The sequence below is a fragment of the Nonomuraea fastidiosa genome (assembly GCF_042751225.1).
GTDB classification, from domain to species: Bacteria; Actinomycetota; Actinomycetes; order Streptosporangiales; family Streptosporangiaceae; genus Nonomuraea; species Nonomuraea fastidiosa.
In genome coordinates this window covers 34,921-52,482 of record NZ_CP170570.1, presented here as the reverse complement: position 1 = coordinate 52,482, position 17,562 = coordinate 34,921, and the positions used below count along the sequence as shown (strand labels likewise).

The 17,562-nt window shown below is 71.5% G+C and carries 14 protein-coding genes; 5 read left to right on the top strand and 9 right to left on the bottom strand.

What is annotated here, in order from left to right; genetic code table 11:
* Nucleotides 1-49 precede the first annotated feature (49 nt).
* The 4 genes from ACFMQL_RS00210 to ACFMQL_RS00195 all read left to right on the top strand — a co-directional run bounded on the left by ACFMQL_RS00210 (nt 50) and on the right by ACFMQL_RS00195 (nt 7,017).
* Nucleotides 50-1,411 (top strand): extracellular solute-binding protein, encoded by a 1,362-nt coding sequence (locus ACFMQL_RS00210; protein WP_364070369.1) that lies wholly within the window; start codon nt 50-52, stop codon nt 1,409-1,411.
* On the top strand, nt 1,408-2,322 hold the full coding sequence (locus ACFMQL_RS00205; protein WP_364070366.1) for a sugar ABC transporter permease: 915 nt from the start codon (nt 1,408-1,410) through the stop codon (nt 2,320-2,322). The genes ACFMQL_RS00210 and ACFMQL_RS00205 overlap by 4 nt, the downstream gene beginning before the upstream one ends.
* Nucleotides 2,319-3,140, top strand: coding sequence for a carbohydrate ABC transporter permease (locus ACFMQL_RS00200; protein WP_364070363.1), 822 nt, complete (start codon nt 2,319-2,321; stop codon nt 3,138-3,140). Before ACFMQL_RS00205 ends, ACFMQL_RS00200 begins: the two co-directional genes overlap by 4 nt.
* Nucleotides 3,141-3,252: 112 nt before the next feature.
* Nucleotides 3,253-7,017 (top strand): S8 family serine peptidase, encoded by a 3,765-nt coding sequence (locus ACFMQL_RS00195; protein ID WP_378784053.1) that lies wholly within the window; start codon nt 3,253-3,255, stop codon nt 7,015-7,017.
* A gap of 113 nt (nt 7,018-7,130) precedes the next feature.
* On the opposite strand, the gene ACFMQL_RS00190 is transcribed toward ACFMQL_RS00195, so the two are convergent.
* From ACFMQL_RS00190 to ACFMQL_RS00150, 9 genes are read right to left on the bottom strand one after another with little or no spacing between them, the layout of a single operon-like run.
* Nucleotides 7,131-7,865: a carbon-nitrogen hydrolase family protein gene (locus ACFMQL_RS00190; RefSeq protein ID WP_364070357.1), complete on the bottom strand. Its 735-nt coding sequence runs from the start codon at nt 7,863-7,865 to the stop codon at nt 7,131-7,133.
* A gap of 4 nt (nt 7,866-7,869) precedes the next feature.
* The gene (locus ACFMQL_RS00185) at nt 7,870-8,298 is read right to left on the bottom strand and encodes a helix-turn-helix domain-containing protein (protein ID WP_364070423.1); all 429 of its coding nucleotides are present in this window, start codon (nt 8,296-8,298) and stop codon (nt 7,870-7,872) included.
* Nucleotides 8,299-8,345: 47 nt separating this feature from the next.
* On the bottom strand, nt 8,346-9,938 hold the full coding sequence (locus ACFMQL_RS00180; RefSeq protein WP_378784049.1) for an ABC transporter ATP-binding protein: 1,593 nt from the start codon (nt 9,936-9,938) through the stop codon (nt 8,346-8,348).
* On the bottom strand, nt 9,935-11,008 hold the full coding sequence (locus ACFMQL_RS00175; protein WP_364070351.1) for a serine hydrolase domain-containing protein: 1,074 nt from the start codon (nt 11,006-11,008) through the stop codon (nt 9,935-9,937). Before ACFMQL_RS00175 ends, ACFMQL_RS00180 begins: the two co-directional genes overlap by 4 nt.
* On the bottom strand, nt 11,005-12,177 hold the full coding sequence (locus tag ACFMQL_RS00170) for an anhydro-N-acetylmuramic acid kinase (protein WP_364070348.1): 1,173 nt from the start codon (nt 12,175-12,177) through the stop codon (nt 11,005-11,007). Before ACFMQL_RS00170 ends, ACFMQL_RS00175 begins: the two co-directional genes overlap by 4 nt.
* Nucleotides 12,174-13,073, bottom strand: a complete 900-nt coding sequence (murQ, locus tag ACFMQL_RS00165; protein WP_378784047.1) for an N-acetylmuramic acid 6-phosphate etherase — start codon at nt 13,071-13,073, stop codon at nt 12,174-12,176. The genes ACFMQL_RS00170 and murQ overlap by 4 nt, the downstream gene beginning before the upstream one ends.
* An 8-nt stretch (nt 13,074-13,081) precedes the next feature.
* A complete protein-coding gene (locus ACFMQL_RS00160) occupies nt 13,082-13,906 on the bottom strand; it encodes an ABC transporter permease (protein ID WP_364070342.1) in 825 nt (274 codons plus the stop codon).
* On the bottom strand, nt 13,903-14,868 hold the full coding sequence (locus ACFMQL_RS00155; RefSeq protein WP_364070340.1) for an ABC transporter permease: 966 nt from the start codon (nt 14,866-14,868) through the stop codon (nt 13,903-13,905). The genes ACFMQL_RS00160 and ACFMQL_RS00155 overlap by 4 nt, the downstream gene beginning before the upstream one ends.
* A 10-nt stretch (nt 14,869-14,878) precedes the next feature.
* Nucleotides 14,879-16,426: an ABC transporter substrate-binding protein gene (locus ACFMQL_RS00150; RefSeq protein ID WP_364070337.1), complete on the bottom strand. Its 1,548-nt coding sequence runs from the start codon at nt 16,424-16,426 to the stop codon at nt 14,879-14,881.
* Between the two features lie 82 nt (nt 16,427-16,508).
* Between ACFMQL_RS00150 and ACFMQL_RS00145 the strand changes: the two genes are divergently transcribed.
* A complete protein-coding gene (locus tag ACFMQL_RS00145) occupies nt 16,509-17,393 on the top strand; it encodes a MurR/RpiR family transcriptional regulator (RefSeq protein ID WP_378784044.1) in 885 nt (294 codons plus the stop codon).
* Nucleotides 17,394-17,562: the final 169 nt, after the last annotated feature.

Genomic DNA, 17,562 nt, shown 5'->3' with positions numbered 1-17,562 from the left:
AAAAAGATTTACGTTCTCCGCAACCCACAGGAAACTAGGGGAGGCCGAGATGACACGTAGGCTGGCCGGATCCCTCCTGCTGTTGACAGCGCTGACAGCAGCCGGCTGCGGCGGTGGCGCCGCCGAGGAGTCCTCATCAAGCAAGGAACTCGAGGTCCTCTACAAGGTCGAGCCGACGTGGCCGCACCTGGAGAAGATGCTCAACGACGCCAAGAAGCAGTACGAATCGTCACACCCCGGCGTCACCATCAAGCTGACCCCGGTGCAGGGCAACAACGAGGCCTACTACACCAAGCTGGCGCTGCTGAACCGCTCGGCGGACTCCGCGCCCGACATCTACTACCACGACACCTTCCAGGTGAACGCCGACGTCGCCGCGGGCAAGCTGGCCCCGCTGGATGAATTCCTGACCAAGTGGCCCGACTGGGAGACGCAGTTCCCCGACTCGGTCAAGCAGGCCGCCAAGGGCGCCGACGGCAAGATCTACGGCGTGCCGATCAGCACCGACACGCGCGGCCTGTGGTACCACAAGGACGTCTTCGCCAAGGCCGGCCTGCCCGTGCCGTGGGAGCCGAAGACCTGGGACGACGTGCTCAACGCGGCCCGCACGATCAAGCAGAAGGTGCCGGACGCCGTCCCGTTCAGCATGTACTCCACGAAGGTCCACGGCGAGGCGGCCACCATGCAGGGCTTCGAGATGCTCCTGTACGGCACCCCCGGCGGCACGCTGTACGACGACGCCTCGCAGAAGTGGATCGCCGGCGGCAAGAACTTCACCGACGCCCTGACCTTCATCAACACCATCTACCGCGAGGAGCTCGGCCCCAAGCAGGCCGACGCGCACAACGCCAAGCTCGCCGACAAGGTCAACAACGAGTGGTTCCCGGCCGGCAAGATCGGCATCTCGCTCGACGGCGCATGGACCCCGGCGGCCTGGAAGGAGACCAGCACCAAGCCCTGGCCCGAATGGAAGGACAAGGTCGGCTGGACCGCCATGCCGACGCAGAACGGCGAGGAGCCCGGCCGGGTCAGCATGTCGGGCGGCTGGGTCATGGCGATGAGCTCCTACACCAAGCTCAAGCAGGAGGCGTTCGACTTCATCACCGTGGCCATGAACAAGGAGAACGCGATGACGTACTCCGTGAGCACCGGTGACCTGGCGGTCCGCAAGGACGTCGCGGCCGACCCGAAGTACACCGCCGACAACCCGTCGGTCAAGTTCTTCACCGACCTGGCCGAGGTGACGCACTACCGGCCGGCGTACGAGGCGTACCCGAAGGTCTCCGCGCAGATCCAGGAGGCCATGGAGGCGGTCACCACGGGCAAGCAGACGCCTGAGGAGGCCACCGCGGCCTACGCCAAGGCGCTGCCCGGCGCGGTCGGAGGCCCCGACAAGGTCGTCGCCAAATGACGGTCGCCACGGCGCCATCGCCCGCCGTGACGGGCACGCCTCCGGGCGGCCCGTCACGGCGGCGGGTCCTGCGCTGGCTGCTGCCCCTCGGGCCGGCGCTGATCCTGCTGGCGCTCTTCATGGCGGGGCCCATTCTGTGGAGCGTCTACATCGCCTTCACCAACGAGACCCTGACCGGCTCGGCCTCGGTGAACTCGCAGTTCGTCGGGTTCGACAACTTCGCCAGGCTCTTCGATGACCCGAACTTCATCAACTCGTTCCTGCTCACGTTCGTCTTCGTGATCGGCTCGGCCGTCATCGGCCAGAACACGCTGGGCCTGATCATCGCGCTGCTCATGCGCGGGCGCGGGCGGGTGACGCGCAGCGTCGTCAACGGCGTGGTCATCGCGGCCTGGGTGATGCCCGAGATCGTGGCGGCGGCCTGCTGGTTCTCGTTCCTGGCCGAGGAGGGCACGCTCAACACCGTGCTCGGCATCGAGCAGGAGTGGCTCTACACCGCGCCGATGTTCGCGGTGATCCTGGCCAACGTCTGGCGCGGCACCGCGTTCTCGATGCTGGTCTACTCGGCGGCGCTGTCGGAGGTGCCGAAGGACCTGGTCGAGGCGGCGGCGGTGGACGGCGCGGGGCCCGGCAAGCGGCTGCTGCACATCACGCTCCCGCTGATCCGCCGCTCGATCATGTCGAACCTCATGCTGATCACGCTGCAGACGCTGGCCAGCTTCGGGCTCATCTACGCGCTGACCGGCGGCGGCCCCGGCACGGCCAGCCAGACCACCCCGCTCTACATGTACGAGCAGGCGTTCCGCTACTTCGAGATCGGCTACGGCTCGGCGATCGCGCTGGTCCTGCTGGTCATCGGGGCGCTGTTCTCGCTGATCTACCTGCGCCTGATCAAGGTGGAGGACGCATGACCAGACTCGCCGCGCGCGGCGCGGCCAACCTCGCCCTGCTGGTGATCGCGCTGGCGTTCCTGGGGCCGTTCCTGTGGGTGCTCATCGCCTCGGTGCAGCCGGAGGCCACGCTGTCGGCCGCACCGACGTTCGAGTTCTCCCTGGACAACTTCAAGGCCGTGCTGACGTGGGAGACGATCGTGCTCCCGCTGATCAACTCGGTGATCATCTCGGGTTCGACGGCGCTGCTGACGGTGATCGTGGCGGGCCTTGCGGCCTACCCGCTCTCGCGCTACCAGCTGCGCTACCGGCGGCACTTCATGCTGACGCTGCTGTTCACCACGGGCCTGCCGATGACGGCCATCCTGGTGCCGGTCTACGCGATGTTCTTCAGGTTCAACCTGTACGGCTCGGTGCCGGCGATGGTGCTGTTCCTGACCGCGAGCTCGCTGCCGTTCTCCATCTGGATGATGAAGAACTTCATGGACGGCGTGCCGGTCAGCCTGGAGGAGGCCGCCTGGGTGGACGGCGCCGGATGGGTGCAGTCGCTGCGCGCCGTCGTGGGGCCGCTGATGGCGCCCGGCATCGCGGTGGTGGCGATCTTCGTGTTCGTGGGTCAGTGGGGCAACTTCTTCGCCCCGTTCGTGCTGCTCGACGCGCCGGAGAAGCAGCCGGCCGCGGTGACGATCTACACGTTCTTCTCCCAGTACGGGCAGGTCGCCTACGGCCAGCTCGCCGCGTTCTCCATCCTCTACACGGCGCCCGCGGTGGTGCTGTACGTGGCGGTCAACAAGTACCTGGCGGGGTCGTTCAACCTCGGCGGCGCGACGAAGGGCTAGCTGGCGGGAACACGACAAGTCGGGATGTGGCCACGGCGATCTCATGGACACCGCCGTTCTGGACGGCTAGGAAATCGGTATTCGTGCTTACCGATTCTCTGGAGGTCGTCCCATGCCGCGTGGCTTAAGCCTGCTCAGGCAGCACCTGAGAAGGGGCCTGAAGCGGGGCACGGCGCTCGCCGTCCCCACGGCCCTGGCGGCCGCGCTGCTCGCGGCTCCCGGTGCGTACGCCGAGGACGCCCCGGCCGCCGCCTTCACGGCCGCGGCGGACAGCGACGAGATCACCCTGATCACCGGAGACCGGGTGCGGGTGCGCGCCGTGGACGGCGGCCACCACGCGGTCACCGTCACGCCCGCGCCGCGCGCCGACGGCTCCGTGCCGACGTTCCAGGTGATGCAGACCGGGCGCGCCGTCACGGTCATCCCCGACGACGTCGCCGCGCTGGTGCCGCAGCGGCTCGACCCGGCGCTGTTCGACGTGACGACGCTGGCCGAGCAGGACGTCGGCGACGCCATCCCGCTCATCCTCACCTTCGCGGAGAACGCGCCCAAGGCGGCGCTGACCGCCCTGCCCGCCGTCGAGCAGCGGCGCACCCTGGAGAGCATCGGCGGCGCCGGCGTGACGGTGGCCGAGTCGGGCGCGGCCGCGTTCGGCGCGCAGCTCGCCGCGCTGGCGTCGGCCTCCCCGCAGGCGCGCGCCGCCGGAGCGCTGGCCGGCGTGGAGAAGATCTGGCTCGACCGCAAGGTCGAGCCCGCGCTGACCGACAGCGTGCCGCAGATCGCCGCACCCGCCGCGTGGGCCGCCGGGTACGACGGCAGCGGCACCACCGTCGCCGTCCTCGACACCGGCGTGGACGCCACCCACCCCGACCTCGCCGGCAAGGTGGCCGCCCGGCAGGACTTCACCGGCCAGGACGCAACCGGCGACCCCCACGGCCACGGCACCCACGTCGCGGACACGATCGCCGGAGCCGGCGCCGAGGGCGGCAAGGGCGTCGCGCCCGGCGCCCGGCTGGTGGACGGCCGCGTCCTGGACGCCTCCGGCCAGGGCCGGTCGTGGGTCATCGACGGCATGGAGTGGGCGGCCGCCGAGCAGCACGCCCAGATCGTCAACATGAGCCTGAGCAGCCCCGAGCCCGGCGGCCCGATCAGCGACGCCCTCGCCACGCTGACCAGGGAGCACGGCACGCTGTTCGTCGTCGCGGCGGGCAACGACGGCTGCGAGTCCTGCGTCGGCTCGCCCGGCGACGCCCCCGAGGCGCTGACCGTCGGCGCGGTGGACAAGCAGGACGCGCTCGCCCCCTTCTCCAGCCGGGGCCCGATCAACGCGACCCAGGCGGTCAAGCCCGACGTGACCGCGCCCGGCGTGGACATCACCGCCGCCAAGGCGGGCGGCGGGCTCGTCGCGATGTCCGGCACCTCCATGGCCACCCCGCACGTCGCGGGCGCGGCGGCGCTGCTGCGCCAGGCCCGCCCGAACCTCACCGGCGGCGAGCTGAAGGCGCTGCTCATGGCCACCGCCAAGCCGGGCGAGGACATCCCCGTGGACGCCCAGGGCGCGGGCCGCATCGACGTGGCCGCCGCGCTCGCCGGCACGGTCGTCGCCTCGACGGGCGCGCTCGACTTCGGCCGCCTCGCCCAGGGCGAGGAGAAGACGCTCACTATCGGCTACCGCAACCTCGGCGACCAGCCCGCCGAGCTCGACCTGAGCGCCGGTGACGCGTTCACCGTCGAACCGGCCAGGCTCGCCGTCCCCGCGGGCGGCACCGCCGAGGCCAAGGTCACGCTCAAGGCGGACCGTCCCCGCGTGCTGCGCCAGGAGCTCGTCGCGGGCGGCGCCCGCACGCTGCTGACGGGCAGCGTCGAGGAGGAGCGCGTCGAGCTGCGGGTACGCGGCATCGCCAGGGACGGCAGGCCGGGCCGCGGCGGCTTCACCGTGCTCAACCTGGACGAGGGCACGCTGGTCGGCCGCGTGCTGCCCGGCGACCCCTCCGAGCCCTGCACCGACGCCAAGTACGGCTCCGGCACCTGCCTGCTGGTCAAGCCCGGCACCTACTCGGTGCTCGGCCACATCTTCACCATGCCCGCCGCGCAGGACAGCACCGGCACCGGCACGCCGCTCCACGAGAGCCTGCTCGGCGACCCAGAAATGAAGATCACCAAGGACACCGAGGTCGTCCTGGACGCCCGCAAGGCCGTCGAGGTCAAGGTCGAGACCCCCGACCACGAGACCAAGCGCAACCCCGGCGCCGCCGCGGCCCTCATGTGGTACCGGGCGGGCGAGCAGGGCACGGCGCTGCGCGGCGGCACCACGATCCTGCCCGGCGGGCAGGTCGAGGAGCGCCTGTTCGTCCAGCCGACCAGGAAGGTCACCAAGGGCACGTTCGTCGTCGCCACCCGCTGGCGGCTCACCGCGCCCGAGATCACCTTCTCCACGCCGGGACTGAAGCTCGACCCCCAGTACGTCGACCCCGTCCAGTTCAGCGACCTCGCCACCGAGTACCCGCGCCTCGACGGCACCCGCGTGCTCCTCGCCGTGGACGCGGGGCGCGGCACCCCCGCCGAGATCAAGGCCCGCAACCTGCGCGGCAGGCTCGCCGTCATCCGCCGCACCGACGGCGTGCCGGTCGCCACGCAGGCCAACGCCGCCGCCGCGGCCGGCGCGGCCATGGTGGCCGTCTACAGCGACAAGCCGGGACCGGACGCCACCACCGGCGGCAGCGGCGTCAAGCTGAACGTCCCGACAGTGCGGCTCACCCATGAGGAGGGGCTGAAGCTCGTCGAGCGGGCGCGCCTGCTGCCCGTGCCGGTCGTCGCCAAGGGCGTCGTGGCCAGCCCGTACGTCTACGACCTGTACCTGCGCGAGAAGGGCAAGGTGCCGGACCGGCTGACGTACAAGGTGCGGGCCAAGTCGCTGGCCAGGATCGAGACCGCTTACCACAGCCAGCTCGCCGACGATGTGATCATCAACGAGGCCCGCTTCGTCTTCGAGCCGTGGGACACCGTGTCCTACTCGGCGAACCACCCCATGGCCAAGACGCCGCGCGTTCGCACCGACTACGTCACCCCGGACCCCGAGGTGCGGTGGAACACGTCGGCGATCACGCCGGAGCGGCCGTACAGCAACACATTCCCGCACCCCGACACGCCGCACGTGGCCGTGGCCTCGCCGGAGTTCCGGCCCTACAAGGCGGGCGAGCGGGTGAGCCACACCGTGTTCAAGCAGCCGATGATGCCCGGCTTCAACCCGCGTAACCCGACACGCAGGGAGGGCGACAGGCTCCGCCTGACCCCGCAGGGCTTCGTGGACGCCCAGGGCAACTTCGGCGAGGCGTACACCAGCCAGTTCGAGCACGGCCTGAAGACCGACTTCCGGCTCTACCAGGGAGACACGCTGCTGTGGCAGACCAACTACCTGCCGTCGGGGTCGGGCGATCTGCCGCCGGAGAAGGCGACGTACCGGATCACCTACGACGTCGCCAACGAGGCCGTCTGGGCGAAGCTCGCCGTCCGCGCGCGCGGCGAGTGGACGTTCACCTCCGAGCACACCGACGGCACCACGATCGTGCCGCTGCTGCTCGCGAGCTTCGACGCGCCTGTGGACCTGAAGAACCGGGCAGGGTCGCGCAAGCTCGCCCTCACCCTGCGCAACCAGGAGGGCGCCGAGCAGAACGCCGTCAAGGACGTCTCCCTCGAGGTGTCGTACGACGACGGCCGCACCTGGACGCAGGCCCGGCTGCGCGCCAAGGGCGATCGCCGCTACGAGACGACGCTCGGCCGCTCGCCGTCCGGGTTCGTCTCCCTGCGGCTGCGCGCGTCCGACGTGCGGGGCAACAGCGTGACGCAGGAGGTGATCCGCGCCTACGCCCTGCGCTAGGCCCGCGCGCGTGAGACGAGGGGAGGGAAGGGCGGCCCTCCCGGACCGCCCCCGCCACTGCTGGGCCCGCGCGCGTGCGACGGGGGAGCGCCGCACCGGCGCTCCCCCGTCCGTCATGCCCGGAAGCCGCGGTCGGCGCGGTCGGAGCGGAAGGCGTCCAGGCGGCCGAAGTCCAGCTCGTGCACCGAGACCGGCTCGTCCGGCGGGCCGGTGAAGAAGCCGTCGTGCGTCTGCGGGCACGGGTTGGCCAGGCCGGTGACGCCCGCGCAGGGATGCCCGTGGTAGGTGGTCTCGTGGTGCCAGTCGCTGACCGCCACGTACGTCATGAACTCGTACGCCCGCGCCACGCTCATGTGCTGCCACAGCGTCCTGGCCGGGGCGGGGCCGTCCCAGCGGGTCACGGAGAAGGCCGGCACCAGCACGGCGTCGAGGCCGTCGCGCCCCGCCAGGCTGGCCGAGTACCACAGGTCGGCGCAGAGCAGCACGTGCAGGCGGCGGCCGGCCAGCTCGAAGCCGGCGCTCGGGCGGCCCGGCCTGATGCCGGAGCGCAGCTCCAGCCCGTACGGGTGCACCTTGTCGTACTCCAGCAGCAGCGTGCCGCCCGCGTCGAAGACCGCGCCCCGGTTGACGGGCCCGTCGTAGTGCGAGCCGCCGACCACGGCCATGCCGGACCCGACGGCCAGCTCGCGCACCCTGGCCAGGTAGTCGGCGCGGGGCAGGCTGGAGCCGGCCAGCTCGGGCAGCAGCACCACGTCACCGGAGAAACCGCCGAGCAGCGCCTCGACGGCGTCGAAGTTGGCGTGGCCGTCCGGGGACCAGTGCGGCGGCTGAACTAAAAGGATCTTCACGGGACTACTGTGGCTCGCTCACGCGCAGCGCCGCCATGTCCTCGATCCGCACCGGCTCCCGGCAGCTCGCGCACACCATCACCGGCTCCAGCTCCGCGCCGCAGGCGTGGCCCCAGACCGTGGGCGGCTCGCCACGGGTGACGTAGCGGTCGCCCCACGACATCAGCGTCAGCAGCACCTCGTTCAGCGCCCTGCCGGACTCGGTGAGCACGTACTCGTAGCGCGGCGGGCGCGTCTCGTAGGGGCGGCGTTCGAGCAGGCCGTACTCTTCCAGCTTGCGCAGCCGGGCGGTGAGGATGTCGCGGCTGGCGCCGGTGTTGCGGGCGATCTGGTCGAAGCGCCGCACACCGAGGAAGATCTCCCGCAGCGCGAGCAGGCTCCACCGCTCGCCGACGATCTCGAGCGCGTTGGCGATCGAGCATTCCCTGGGCATCACACCCGCCTCCTGCCGCGTCCTTCAAGTAAGTCTGAAATTCCAACTTACCGGGTGCCGGGGATGGCGGCGAGCAGCTCCCGCGTGTAGCCGTCGGCGGGACTGTCGAAGATCTCCGCCGCCGTGCCGCTCTCCACGATGCGCCCGCCGCGCATGACGTGCACCCGGTGGGAGATCATCCGCACCACGGCCAGGTCGTGGCTGATGAACAGGTAGCTCAGCCCCAGCTCCCGCTGCAGCTCGGCGAGCAGCTCCAGGATCTGCGCCTGCACCAGCACGTCCAGCGCCGAGACCGCCTCGTCGAGCACCACCAGCTCGGGCGAGAGCGCCAGGGCGCGGGCGATGGCCACCCGCTGGCGCTGCCCGCCGGACAGCTCGTGCGGCAGCCGCCCGGCCATCGAGGCGGGCAGCGACACCCGCTCCAGCAGCTCGGCGGCCCGCTTCTTCCGCTCGGCCGGGGTGCCGACGCGGTGCACGCGCAGCGGCTCGGTGATCGACTTCTCCACGGTGTAGCGGGGGTCGAGCGAGGCGTACGGGTTCTGGAAGACCGGCTGCACCCGCCTGCGGAAGGCGAACAGCTCGCGCCGCCCCAGCCCGGCCAGGTCGGTACCGTCGAAGCGGATGCTGCCCGCGGTGGGCTCGTCCAGGCCGAGCAGCAGGTTCGCGGTCGTGGACTTGCCCGAGCCGGACTCGCCCACGATCGAGACCGTCTGCCCGCGCGGGATCGAGAACGACACGCCGTCCACCGCCGTGAAGTCCGGGTCGCCGTCCCTGCCGGGGAACACCTTGCGCAGCCCCTCCACCACGACCAGGTCGGGCGCGTCGCGGGGCGGCTCGGACACCCGCGCCGACGACAGGCTCGGCACCGCGCCGAGCAGCCTGCGGGTGTACTCGTGCCCGGGGTCGCTCAGGATGCCCGCCGCCGGGCCGGTCTCCACGATCTCGCCCTTGTACATGACCGCCACCTCGTCGGCACGCTCCGCCGCGAGCGCCAGGTCGTGCGTGATGAGGAAGACGGCCGTGCCCATCTCGGCGGTGAGCTGCTCGAGCTGGTCGAGAATGCGCCGCTGCACGGTCACGTCCAGGGCGGAGGTCGGCTCGTCGGCGATGAGCAGCTTGGGCCGGCAGGCCAGCCCCATCGCGATCAGCGCCCGCTGCCGCATGCCGCCGGAGAACTCGTGCGGGTACTGCCGGGCGCGCCGGCGCGGCTCCTGGATGCCCACCATGTCGAGCAGCTCGACCACCCGCTCGCGCGCCGCCTTGCCGCTCGCCAGGCCGTGCACCTCCAGCGCCTCGGCGATCTGGTCGCCGATGCGCATCAGCGGGTTCAGGTTCGACATCGGGTCCTGCGGGACCAGGCCGATGCCCGCGCCGCGGATCGCGGTCATCTCCCGCGCCGTCGCCTTGACCAGGTCGCGGCCGTCGAAGACGACCCGGCCGCCGGTGATGCGGCCATTGTCGGGCAGCAGCCGGTTGACCGCCGCCGCCGTGGTGGACTTGCCCGAGCCGGACTCGCCCACCACGGCGACGGTCTGGCCCGGCATGATGCGCATGGAGACGTTCCTGACGACGGTCACGTCCTGCTTACGGGTGCGGAAGGCGACGGAGAGGTCGTCGATTTCCAGGAGCGGGGTCGTCATGCGGTCCTCGATCGGTCTTCGACGGCCTGCAGCAGGCCTGCCCAGAGGGCGTCCGTGGGGGTGGGGGCGCCCTCGACGAGCAGGCGGTTGCTCGCCAGGGCCAGCACGATGTCGCGGCCGGGCACGAAACCGACCGCGCAGCCGACGTAGCCGGGGTGGCCGAGCACGGTGACCGTCTCGCCGGGCAGGTCGAGCGCGTACCTGCGAAAGCCCAGCGCCTGCTCGGGGTCCGGGCCGGGGGTGAAGAACTCCCGGACGACCTCGGGCCGCCACAGGTGGTCGTACTCCTCGTACCTGGCCATGGCGGTGGCGAACTTGAGCAGGTCGGGCACCGTCGAGAACAGGCCCGCGTGCCCCGACACGCCCTCGAAGGCGTGGAAGGCGTTGCCGTCGGCCACCTCGCCCAGCACCGGACCGGTGCGCCAGCCGGCGAAGTCGGCGCTGCGGTAGGGCACCGGATACGGGCGGCCGGTGTCCAGCATGGTCATCTCGACCCGGTCGTCCAGCGCGCTCATGGCGACCTCGGCCCCGGCCGGGCGGGCGTAGGTGGTGGAGGTCAGGCCGAGCGGCCGGGTGACCAGCTCGGCCAGCGCCCGGTCGAGACGCAGCCCGGTGACCGCGCCGACGATCCTGCCGAGCAGGATGAAGCCCAGGTCGGAGTAGTGGCGGGCGCGGCCGGGACGGTAGCGCGGCGGCGGCATGTCCGGCTTGATGTACAGCGGCCACCACTCCCACAGGCCGCCCCGGTGCAGCAGCAGCTCGCGCACCGTGATCGCCTCGTAGGAGCGCGGCAGGTACGCGCTGAGCGGCGCGTCCAGGTCCACCAGCCGGTCGGAGACCAGCCGGATGAGCATCGTGGTGGTGGCCATGACCTTGGTCACCGAGGCCAGGTCGTGGTAGGTCTCCAGCGTCATCCGCGCCAGGCACTCAAGGCCGTTCCCGGTGGCCTGCACGGTGCGGTGGCCGGTGACCTCGGTCAGCTCGAACCACGGCGTACGGGCCGCCATGACCAGGCCGGGCGGCGGCTCCGGCGCGGGCTCTCCGGGGCGTGGGGCGGTCGTCGCGGTCATCGGGTGAGCACCAGCGAGCGCGGCCCCTGCGCGAGCGGCGCGGGCAGCACCAGCGGCCCCGCACCGGGGGTGAGCGTGCCGAGGACGCGGGCGGCCGACGCGCCCGTGCCGCCCGGGACGGTGCCCGGCAGGCCGTGCGCGGTCAGCCAGCCGATCAGCGCGAACGCGATGGCCTCCTTGTCGTCGGAGGGCGCGCCGTACTCGTCGGAGCGCGCCACCCGCACGCCGGGCAGCGCGGCGCGCAGCCCCTCCATGATCACGGGGTTGCGGGCGCCGCCGCCGGAGACGACCAGCGCGCCCACCCCGGACGCGCGCGCGTCGCGGGCGACGGTCCGCACGGTCAGCTCGGTCAGCGTGGCCACCAGGTCGGCGTCGCCGACCGGCGCGGCGGTCCTGGCCAGGGCCTGTTCGACGTAGCCGAGGTGGAACAGCTCCTTGCCGGTGCTCTTGGGCGGCTCCAGCCGGTAGTACGGCTCGTCCAGCAGCACCGCCAGCAGCCCCTCGTGCACCCGCCCGGAGGCGGCGATGCGGCCGTCCTCGTCGAAGCCGCGCGGGTGCAGGCCCCGGCTCGTCACCACGGCGTCGATCAGGGCGTTGGCCGGGCCGATGTCGTAGGCGTACAGGTCCTGTCCAGGACCGCCGCGCACCACGGTCATGTTGGCGATGCCGCCCAGGTTGAGCGCCGCCGCGCCGCCCTCGTGCGCGCCGAGCAGCAGCCCGTCCAGCACCGACACCAGCGGCGCGCCGTGCCCGCCTGCGGTGATGTCCCTGATGCGCACGTCCGACAGCACGGGCGTGCCGGTGCGCTCGGCGATCCAGGCGGGCTGGCCGATCTGCAACGTGCCGCGCGCGTGCGCGCCCTCCACCCAGTGGTAGACGGTCTGGCCGTGCGAGACGATCAGGTCGACGGGCCCGCCCGCCTCGATCGCCCGCGCGGCGGCCTCGGCGAAGCTCTGCCCGATGAGCGTGTCCAGCTCGCACACCTCGGCCAGCGTGGCCGGCGCGGGCGGCAGCGCCGCGATCAGCCGCGCCCGCAGCTCGTCGGGGTACGGCGTGCTGGCGGTGTGGCCGAGGCGGCCTTCGAGCACACTCCCGACGAGCTCGAAGTCCACCACCGCCACGTCGATGCCGTCGTGCGAGGTGCCGGAGATCATCCCGAGGACCTTCATGCGGTCTCTCCCAGCGCGACCCGCAGCCGCCCGCCCGCCGCGGCCAGCCGGGCCGCGGCGTCCTGCGGCGACAGGCCGAAGCGCGAGGCCACCACCGCCTGCTTGACGTTGAAGCCGTTGGCGTCCAGCGCGGCCAGCGCCTCCTCCCGGCCGGCCCCGGTGATCGCGCGGACCATGCGCACGGCGCGCTCGCGCAGCTTGCCGTTGCTGGCCTTCACATCGACCATCAGGTTGCCGTACGTCTTGCCGAGCCGCACCATCACGATCGTCGAGAACATGTTGAGCACGAGCTTCTGCGCGGTGCCCGCCTTGAGCCGGGTCGAGCCGCTGATCACCTCGGGCCCGACCAGCACCTCGATCGCGTGCTCGGCCGCCGCGCTCAGCGGGGTGCCCGCGTTGCACGACAGCCCGACGGTCAGCGCGCCCAGCTCGCGGGCCCGCCGCACGGCGGCCAGCACGTACGGGGTGCGCCCGCTGGAGGCGATCCCCACCACGGTGTCCAGCGGGCCGATGTCCGCCGCGTCGATGGCGGCGGCGCCGGCCTCCTCGTCGTCCTCGGCGCCCTCGCAGGGCGAGACGATCGCGCTCGCACCGCCCGCGATGATCGCGAAGACCTGTCCGGGCGGGGTGGAGAACGTCGGCGGGCACTCGGAGGCGTCCAGCACGCCCAGCCTGCCCGGGGTGCCCGCGCCCACGTAGACCAGCCGCCCGCCGGTCTCCATGCGGGCGGCGGCGGCCTCGATGGCGGCGGTGATGCTGGGCAGCGCCGTCTGCACCGCGCCGGGCACGGTGGCGTCCGCCGCGTTCATGGTGGCCGCCAGCTCGCCCACGCTCATGGTGTCGATGCCGGCGAAGCGCGGGTCGGCCGACTCGGTCGTCAGTTCGGAGAGATTCACCGCTTTCCTCAGGTTCCTCGGTGTCCGCGGTTTCTGGGGTCGAGAGTGTCGCGCAGGCCGTCGCCGAGCAGGTTGAGCCCGACCACGAGCAGCACGACGACCGCGCCTGGGGCGATCAGCGTCCACGGGGCGATGAACACCAGGCTGCGCGCCTCGAAGATCATCGAACCGAGCGACGGCGCGGGGGGCGGGGTGCCGAGCCCCAGGAAGCTCAGCGACGCCTCGGTCAGCACCGCCCACGACAGCGAGAGCGCCACCTGGACGACGATGATCGAGGTGATGTTCGGCAGCACGTGGCGCAGCATGATCTGCCAGCGGCTCTGGCCGGTCGAGACGGCCGCCTTGACGTACTCGATCTCCCTGAGCGAGAGCACGGGCCCGCGCGTCACCCGGATGAAGATCGGCACGTAGACGATCGCGATGGCCACGGCGATGGTGAACCAGTTGCGGTCCAGCACCGACGCCAGCGACAGCGCGAGCAGCAGCGGCGGGAACGCGAACAGCACGTTCGTCACCCCGCCGATCGCGCCGTCGGCCCAGCCCCGGTAGAAGCCCGACACCAGCCCGCCCAGCGTGCCCACCACGGTCGCGAACGCCACCGCGACGACCGCGATCAGCGCCGAGTTGCCGACGCCGGCGGCCACCCGGGAGAACACGTCGCGCCCGAACTGGTCGGTGCCGAACAGGTGCTCGCCCGACGGCCCCAGGAAGCGCGACGGCGGGTTCTGCGCGATCGGGTCGTAGGGCAGCAGGTCCAGGTACGACAGCACGGCCACGACGGCGAGCAGCGCCAGGATCACGATGCCCGCGACGGCGGCGGGACTGCGCCTCATGACGCCCTCACCCGCGGGTCGATCACCCGGTAGAGCAGGTCGGTCAGCAGGTTGACCAGCACGAACGCCAGCGCGATCACCAGTACGGTGCTCTGCACGACCGCGTACTCCTTCTGCTGGATGCCGAGCAGCACCTGCCGCCCGATGCCCGGCACGGAGAAGATCTGCTCCACCACGACCGCGCCGCCGAGCAGGTAGCCGAACTGCAGGCCGGTCATGGTGACGATGGGGACGAGCGCGTTGCCCAGCACGTGCCTGACCTGTAGCCGCCGCTCGGGCACGCCCTTGGCGCGGGCGGTGCGCACGAAGTCGTCCGAGCGCACCTCCAGCACCGCCGTACGGGTGGTGCGCAGGATCGGCGCCGCGATGCCGAAGCCCAGCACGAGCGCGGGCAGGAACATCTGCTGCAGGTTGAGCAGCGGATCCTCGGTGAAGGTGGCGAAGCCCTGCCCGTTGGGGTTGAACCCGAACGACGCGGCGAACACCGACAGCAGCGTGGTGGCCAGCAGGAACGCCGGGATCGACAGCCCGGCCAGGCTCACCACCTGGCCGGCGGCGTCGCGCAGCGAGTTCGTCCGCGAGGCGGCCAGCATGCCCAGCGGCACCCCGATCAGCAGCGCCAGCAGGATCGACAGCACGGCCAGCTCGAACGTCACCGGCAGCGCGTGCAGGGTCAGCTCCAGCACGCTCTGCTGGGAGCGGGCCGAGTAGCCGAAGTTGCCGGTGAACATGTTGCCGAGCCACGAGAAGAACTGCGTGACCAGCGGCTGGTCCAGCCCGTAGTACTGCTCCAGGGCCTGCCGCTGCGCCGGGGTGAGCGCGGCGGCCTCCGTGCCGAGCCCGGCGGTGATCTGGTCGCCGGGCAGCGCCCTGAGCATCACGAAGACCACCACGGCCACCCCGAACAGGATGCCGACGGTCTCCGCGACGCGGCGCAGCGCCCGGTTGCGTACGAACCTCATCGGTGGCGCCTCAGCCGACGGACGTCGTCCGCAGGTACTGCAGGGAGCCGCTGGCCATCGGCACGAAGCCCTGCACGTTCGACGTGGTCGCGGTGTAGGTGTAGCCGGCGAACAACCAGATCCAGGCCGCGTTGTCCTCGAGCTCGGCGGCGACCTGGTCGTAGATGGCCTTGCGCTCGGCCTGGTCGGTGGTGGCCTTGCCCTGCGCGAACAGCTTGTCCAGCGTGGGCGAGCTGTAGCCGGCGACCTTGTTGAGGTTGCCGTCGCTGGTGAAGTAGCGGCCGTAGGAGCCGTCGGGGTCGGGGCGGCCGCCGTTCAGCGCCACCGCCGCGTCGAAGTCGGCGGCGACCCAGCGGTCCACGTACGCGCCGGACTCCAGCACCTCCAGGTCCAGGTTGATCTTGGCCTCGGCGAGCTGGGCCTTGAGGTTCTGCGCCTCGTTGACGGAGGTGGCGTACTCGCCCTGGGAGACGATCGTCTTGACCGTCACGCCGCCGGACTTGCCGGCCTTGGCGAGGTAGTCGGCGGCCTTGGCCAGGTCGCGGGTGGGGCAGGGGCGCTTGTCCGGGTCCGACTTGAACGCGGGCGCGGTCATCGGGCCGGTCACCTCGCCCTCGCCGAGCGCGGCGGTGTCGAGCACCTGCTTGCGGTCGATCGCGCACTGGATGGCCAGGCGCACGTTGACGTCCTTCAGGTCGCCGCGCCGCGCGTTGAGCTGCAGGACGTGGTAGTTGAGCTGCGGCGTCTTGGTCACGGTGATCGTGCCGCCGCCCTCGGCGGTCTGCGCGACCAGCGGGTCGTTGAAGACCGCGAGCTGCACGTTGCCCGACTGCATGGCCGAGACGATGGACGACTCGTCGGGGATGACCCGGAACTCCACCGAGCCCACCTTCGGCTTCTCCGGGCCCCAGTACTTGTCGTTCCTGGTGAGCGTGATCGACTGGCTGGGCACCCGCTTGCCGAGCGTGAACGGGCCGGTGCCGTTGGGGGTGGTGGTGAGCTTCTCCTCGGTGTCGTCGGAGGAGAGCATGGCCATGTTGACGGTCGCCAGGTTGGCCGGCAGCGCGGCGTCGGGGCTCTTCAGCTCCAGCACCACGGTGTTCTCGTCGGGCGCCTTCACCGACTCGACCGACGACAGCGAGGCGCGGGCCACCGCCGCCGTCTTCTCGTCCATGATCTTCTCGAGAGATGCCTTGACGTCCTCGGAGCCGAACGCGCTGCCGTCGGCGAACGTCACGCCCTGGCGCAGCTTGAAGGTCAGCGTCTTGCCGTCCTTGCTCGTCTCCCACGACTCGGCGAGGCCGGGGACGACGTTGAGGTCCTTGTCGAACTCGGTGAGCGTGCCGTACAGGTTCTGCAGCACGTTGACGGCCGTGAACTGGGTGGCCTTCCAGGGGAAGAGCGTGTCGGGGTCGGAGGTGACGCCGACGACGAGCGAACCGCCGCCCTGGGCGTTCCCCGGCGCGGCGGCGGGGGTACCTCCGGAGGACGAGCAGGCGGTCAACGCGACGGACAGCGCAGCGGCGACGCCGACCGCGGAGAAGGCGCCACGGGGCATGTGCTCTCCTTGGTGCAGTAGGTCATAAAATTACACAGACCCTACCATCAGGGTATTTATTTTCCGTCGACGGGGATGAGTGATGACGGGCGAGGACGCCGAGACGCTGCTGATCCGGATCCGCGCGGCCATGCCCGCCCTGCGTCCTTCGGAGCGCCGCATCGCCGAGGAGTTCACCGAAGCCCCCGCCGCCGCGGCCAACCTGTCGATCGCCGAGCTGGCCGCCCGCTGCCAGACCTCCACGACCTCCGTCGTCCGCTTCTACCGCCGCATGGGCTACGCCCACTACCGGGACTTCAGGATCGACCTCACCCGGGCCGTCGCCAGGGAGGAGCTGGCCACCGCGAGCCTGTCCGAGGTCTCCGGCGACATCGACAGGAACGACAGCCTGGCCGGCATCGTCACCAAGGTCGCGATGAACGAGACGCTGTCCATCGCCGACACCGCGCGCTTCCTCGACATGGACGCCCTCGGCCGAGCCGTGGAGCTATTGCTCGGCGCCCGCAGGATCGACACCTTCGGCGTCGGCGCGAGCGCGCTCGTCGGGCTCGACCTGCAGCAGAAGCTCTCACGCATCGGGCGCACCGCCATCAACTGGCCCGACTCGCACTCGGCGTGGACCTCCGCCGCCACCCTCGGCCCCGGCTGCGTGGCGCTCGCGGTCTCCCACACCGGCGCCACCGTGGACACCGTCGAGTTCCTCGCCATCGCCGGCAAGGCGGGGGCCGCCACGATCGCGCTCACCAACTTCCGCGAGTCGCCGCTGGCCCGCGCGGCCGACGTGACGCTCACGACCGCCGCACGGGAGACCAGGTTCCGCTCCGGCGCGCTGGGCAGCCGCATCGCCCAGCTCATGGTGGTGGACTGCCTGTTCACCGGTGTCGCGCAGGCCTCCTACGACGAGTCGATGGAGGCGCTGCGCAACACGTACGCGGTGGTGCACGACCGGCGCGTCACGCGCGACTGAGCCCCCGTCCCGCTGCGAGAGCGCGCCGTCATCCCGGCGGCACTGTGCGCGTTCCTGGACCTCCGGGGAGCTGCACGGCATCTGCCGCGCGTAGGGGTCACCTTTTCTGCGCGCCGGAGAGAGTCCGCCGGTCTTTCGCCCACCATTCGCCGTGACCTCCGATATCTTG

Bases quoted from the DNA above. Each gene is read 5' to 3' on its own strand.
- ACFMQL_RS00210 (WP_364070369.1), top strand. From the start codon at position 50: ATGACACGTAGGCTGGCCGGATCCCTCCTGCTGTTGACAGCGCTGACA.
- ACFMQL_RS00205 (WP_364070366.1), top strand. From the start codon at position 1,408: ATGACGGTCGCCACGGCGCCATCGCCCGCCGTGACGGGCACGCCTCCG.
- ACFMQL_RS00200 (WP_364070363.1), top strand. From the start codon at position 2,319: ATGACCAGACTCGCCGCGCGCGGCGCGGCCAACCTCGCCCTGCTGGTG.
- ACFMQL_RS00195 (WP_378784053.1), top strand. From the start codon at position 3,253: ATGCCGCGTGGCTTAAGCCTGCTCAGGCAGCACCTGAGAAGGGGCCTG.
- ACFMQL_RS00185 (WP_364070423.1), bottom strand. From the start codon at position 8,298: ATGCCCAGGGAATGCTCGATCGCCAACGCGCTCGAGATCGTCGGCGAG.
- ACFMQL_RS00180 (WP_378784049.1), bottom strand. From the start codon at position 9,938: ATGACGACCCCGCTCCTGGAAATCGACGACCTCTCCGTCGCCTTCCGC.
- ACFMQL_RS00175 (WP_364070351.1), bottom strand. From the start codon at position 11,008: ATGACCGCGACGACCGCCCCACGCCCCGGAGAGCCCGCGCCGGAGCCG.
- ACFMQL_RS00170 (WP_364070348.1), bottom strand. From the start codon at position 12,177: ATGAAGGTCCTCGGGATGATCTCCGGCACCTCGCACGACGGCATCGAC.
- ACFMQL_RS00160 (WP_364070342.1), bottom strand. From the start codon at position 13,906: ATGAGGCGCAGTCCCGCCGCCGTCGCGGGCATCGTGATCCTGGCGCTG.
- ACFMQL_RS00155 (WP_364070340.1), bottom strand. From the start codon at position 14,868: ATGAGGTTCGTACGCAACCGGGCGCTGCGCCGCGTCGCGGAGACCGTC.
- ACFMQL_RS00150 (WP_364070337.1), bottom strand. From the start codon at position 16,426: ATGCCCCGTGGCGCCTTCTCCGCGGTCGGCGTCGCCGCTGCGCTGTCC.
- ACFMQL_RS00145 (WP_378784044.1), top strand. From the start codon at position 16,509: ATGACGGGCGAGGACGCCGAGACGCTGCTGATCCGGATCCGCGCGGCC.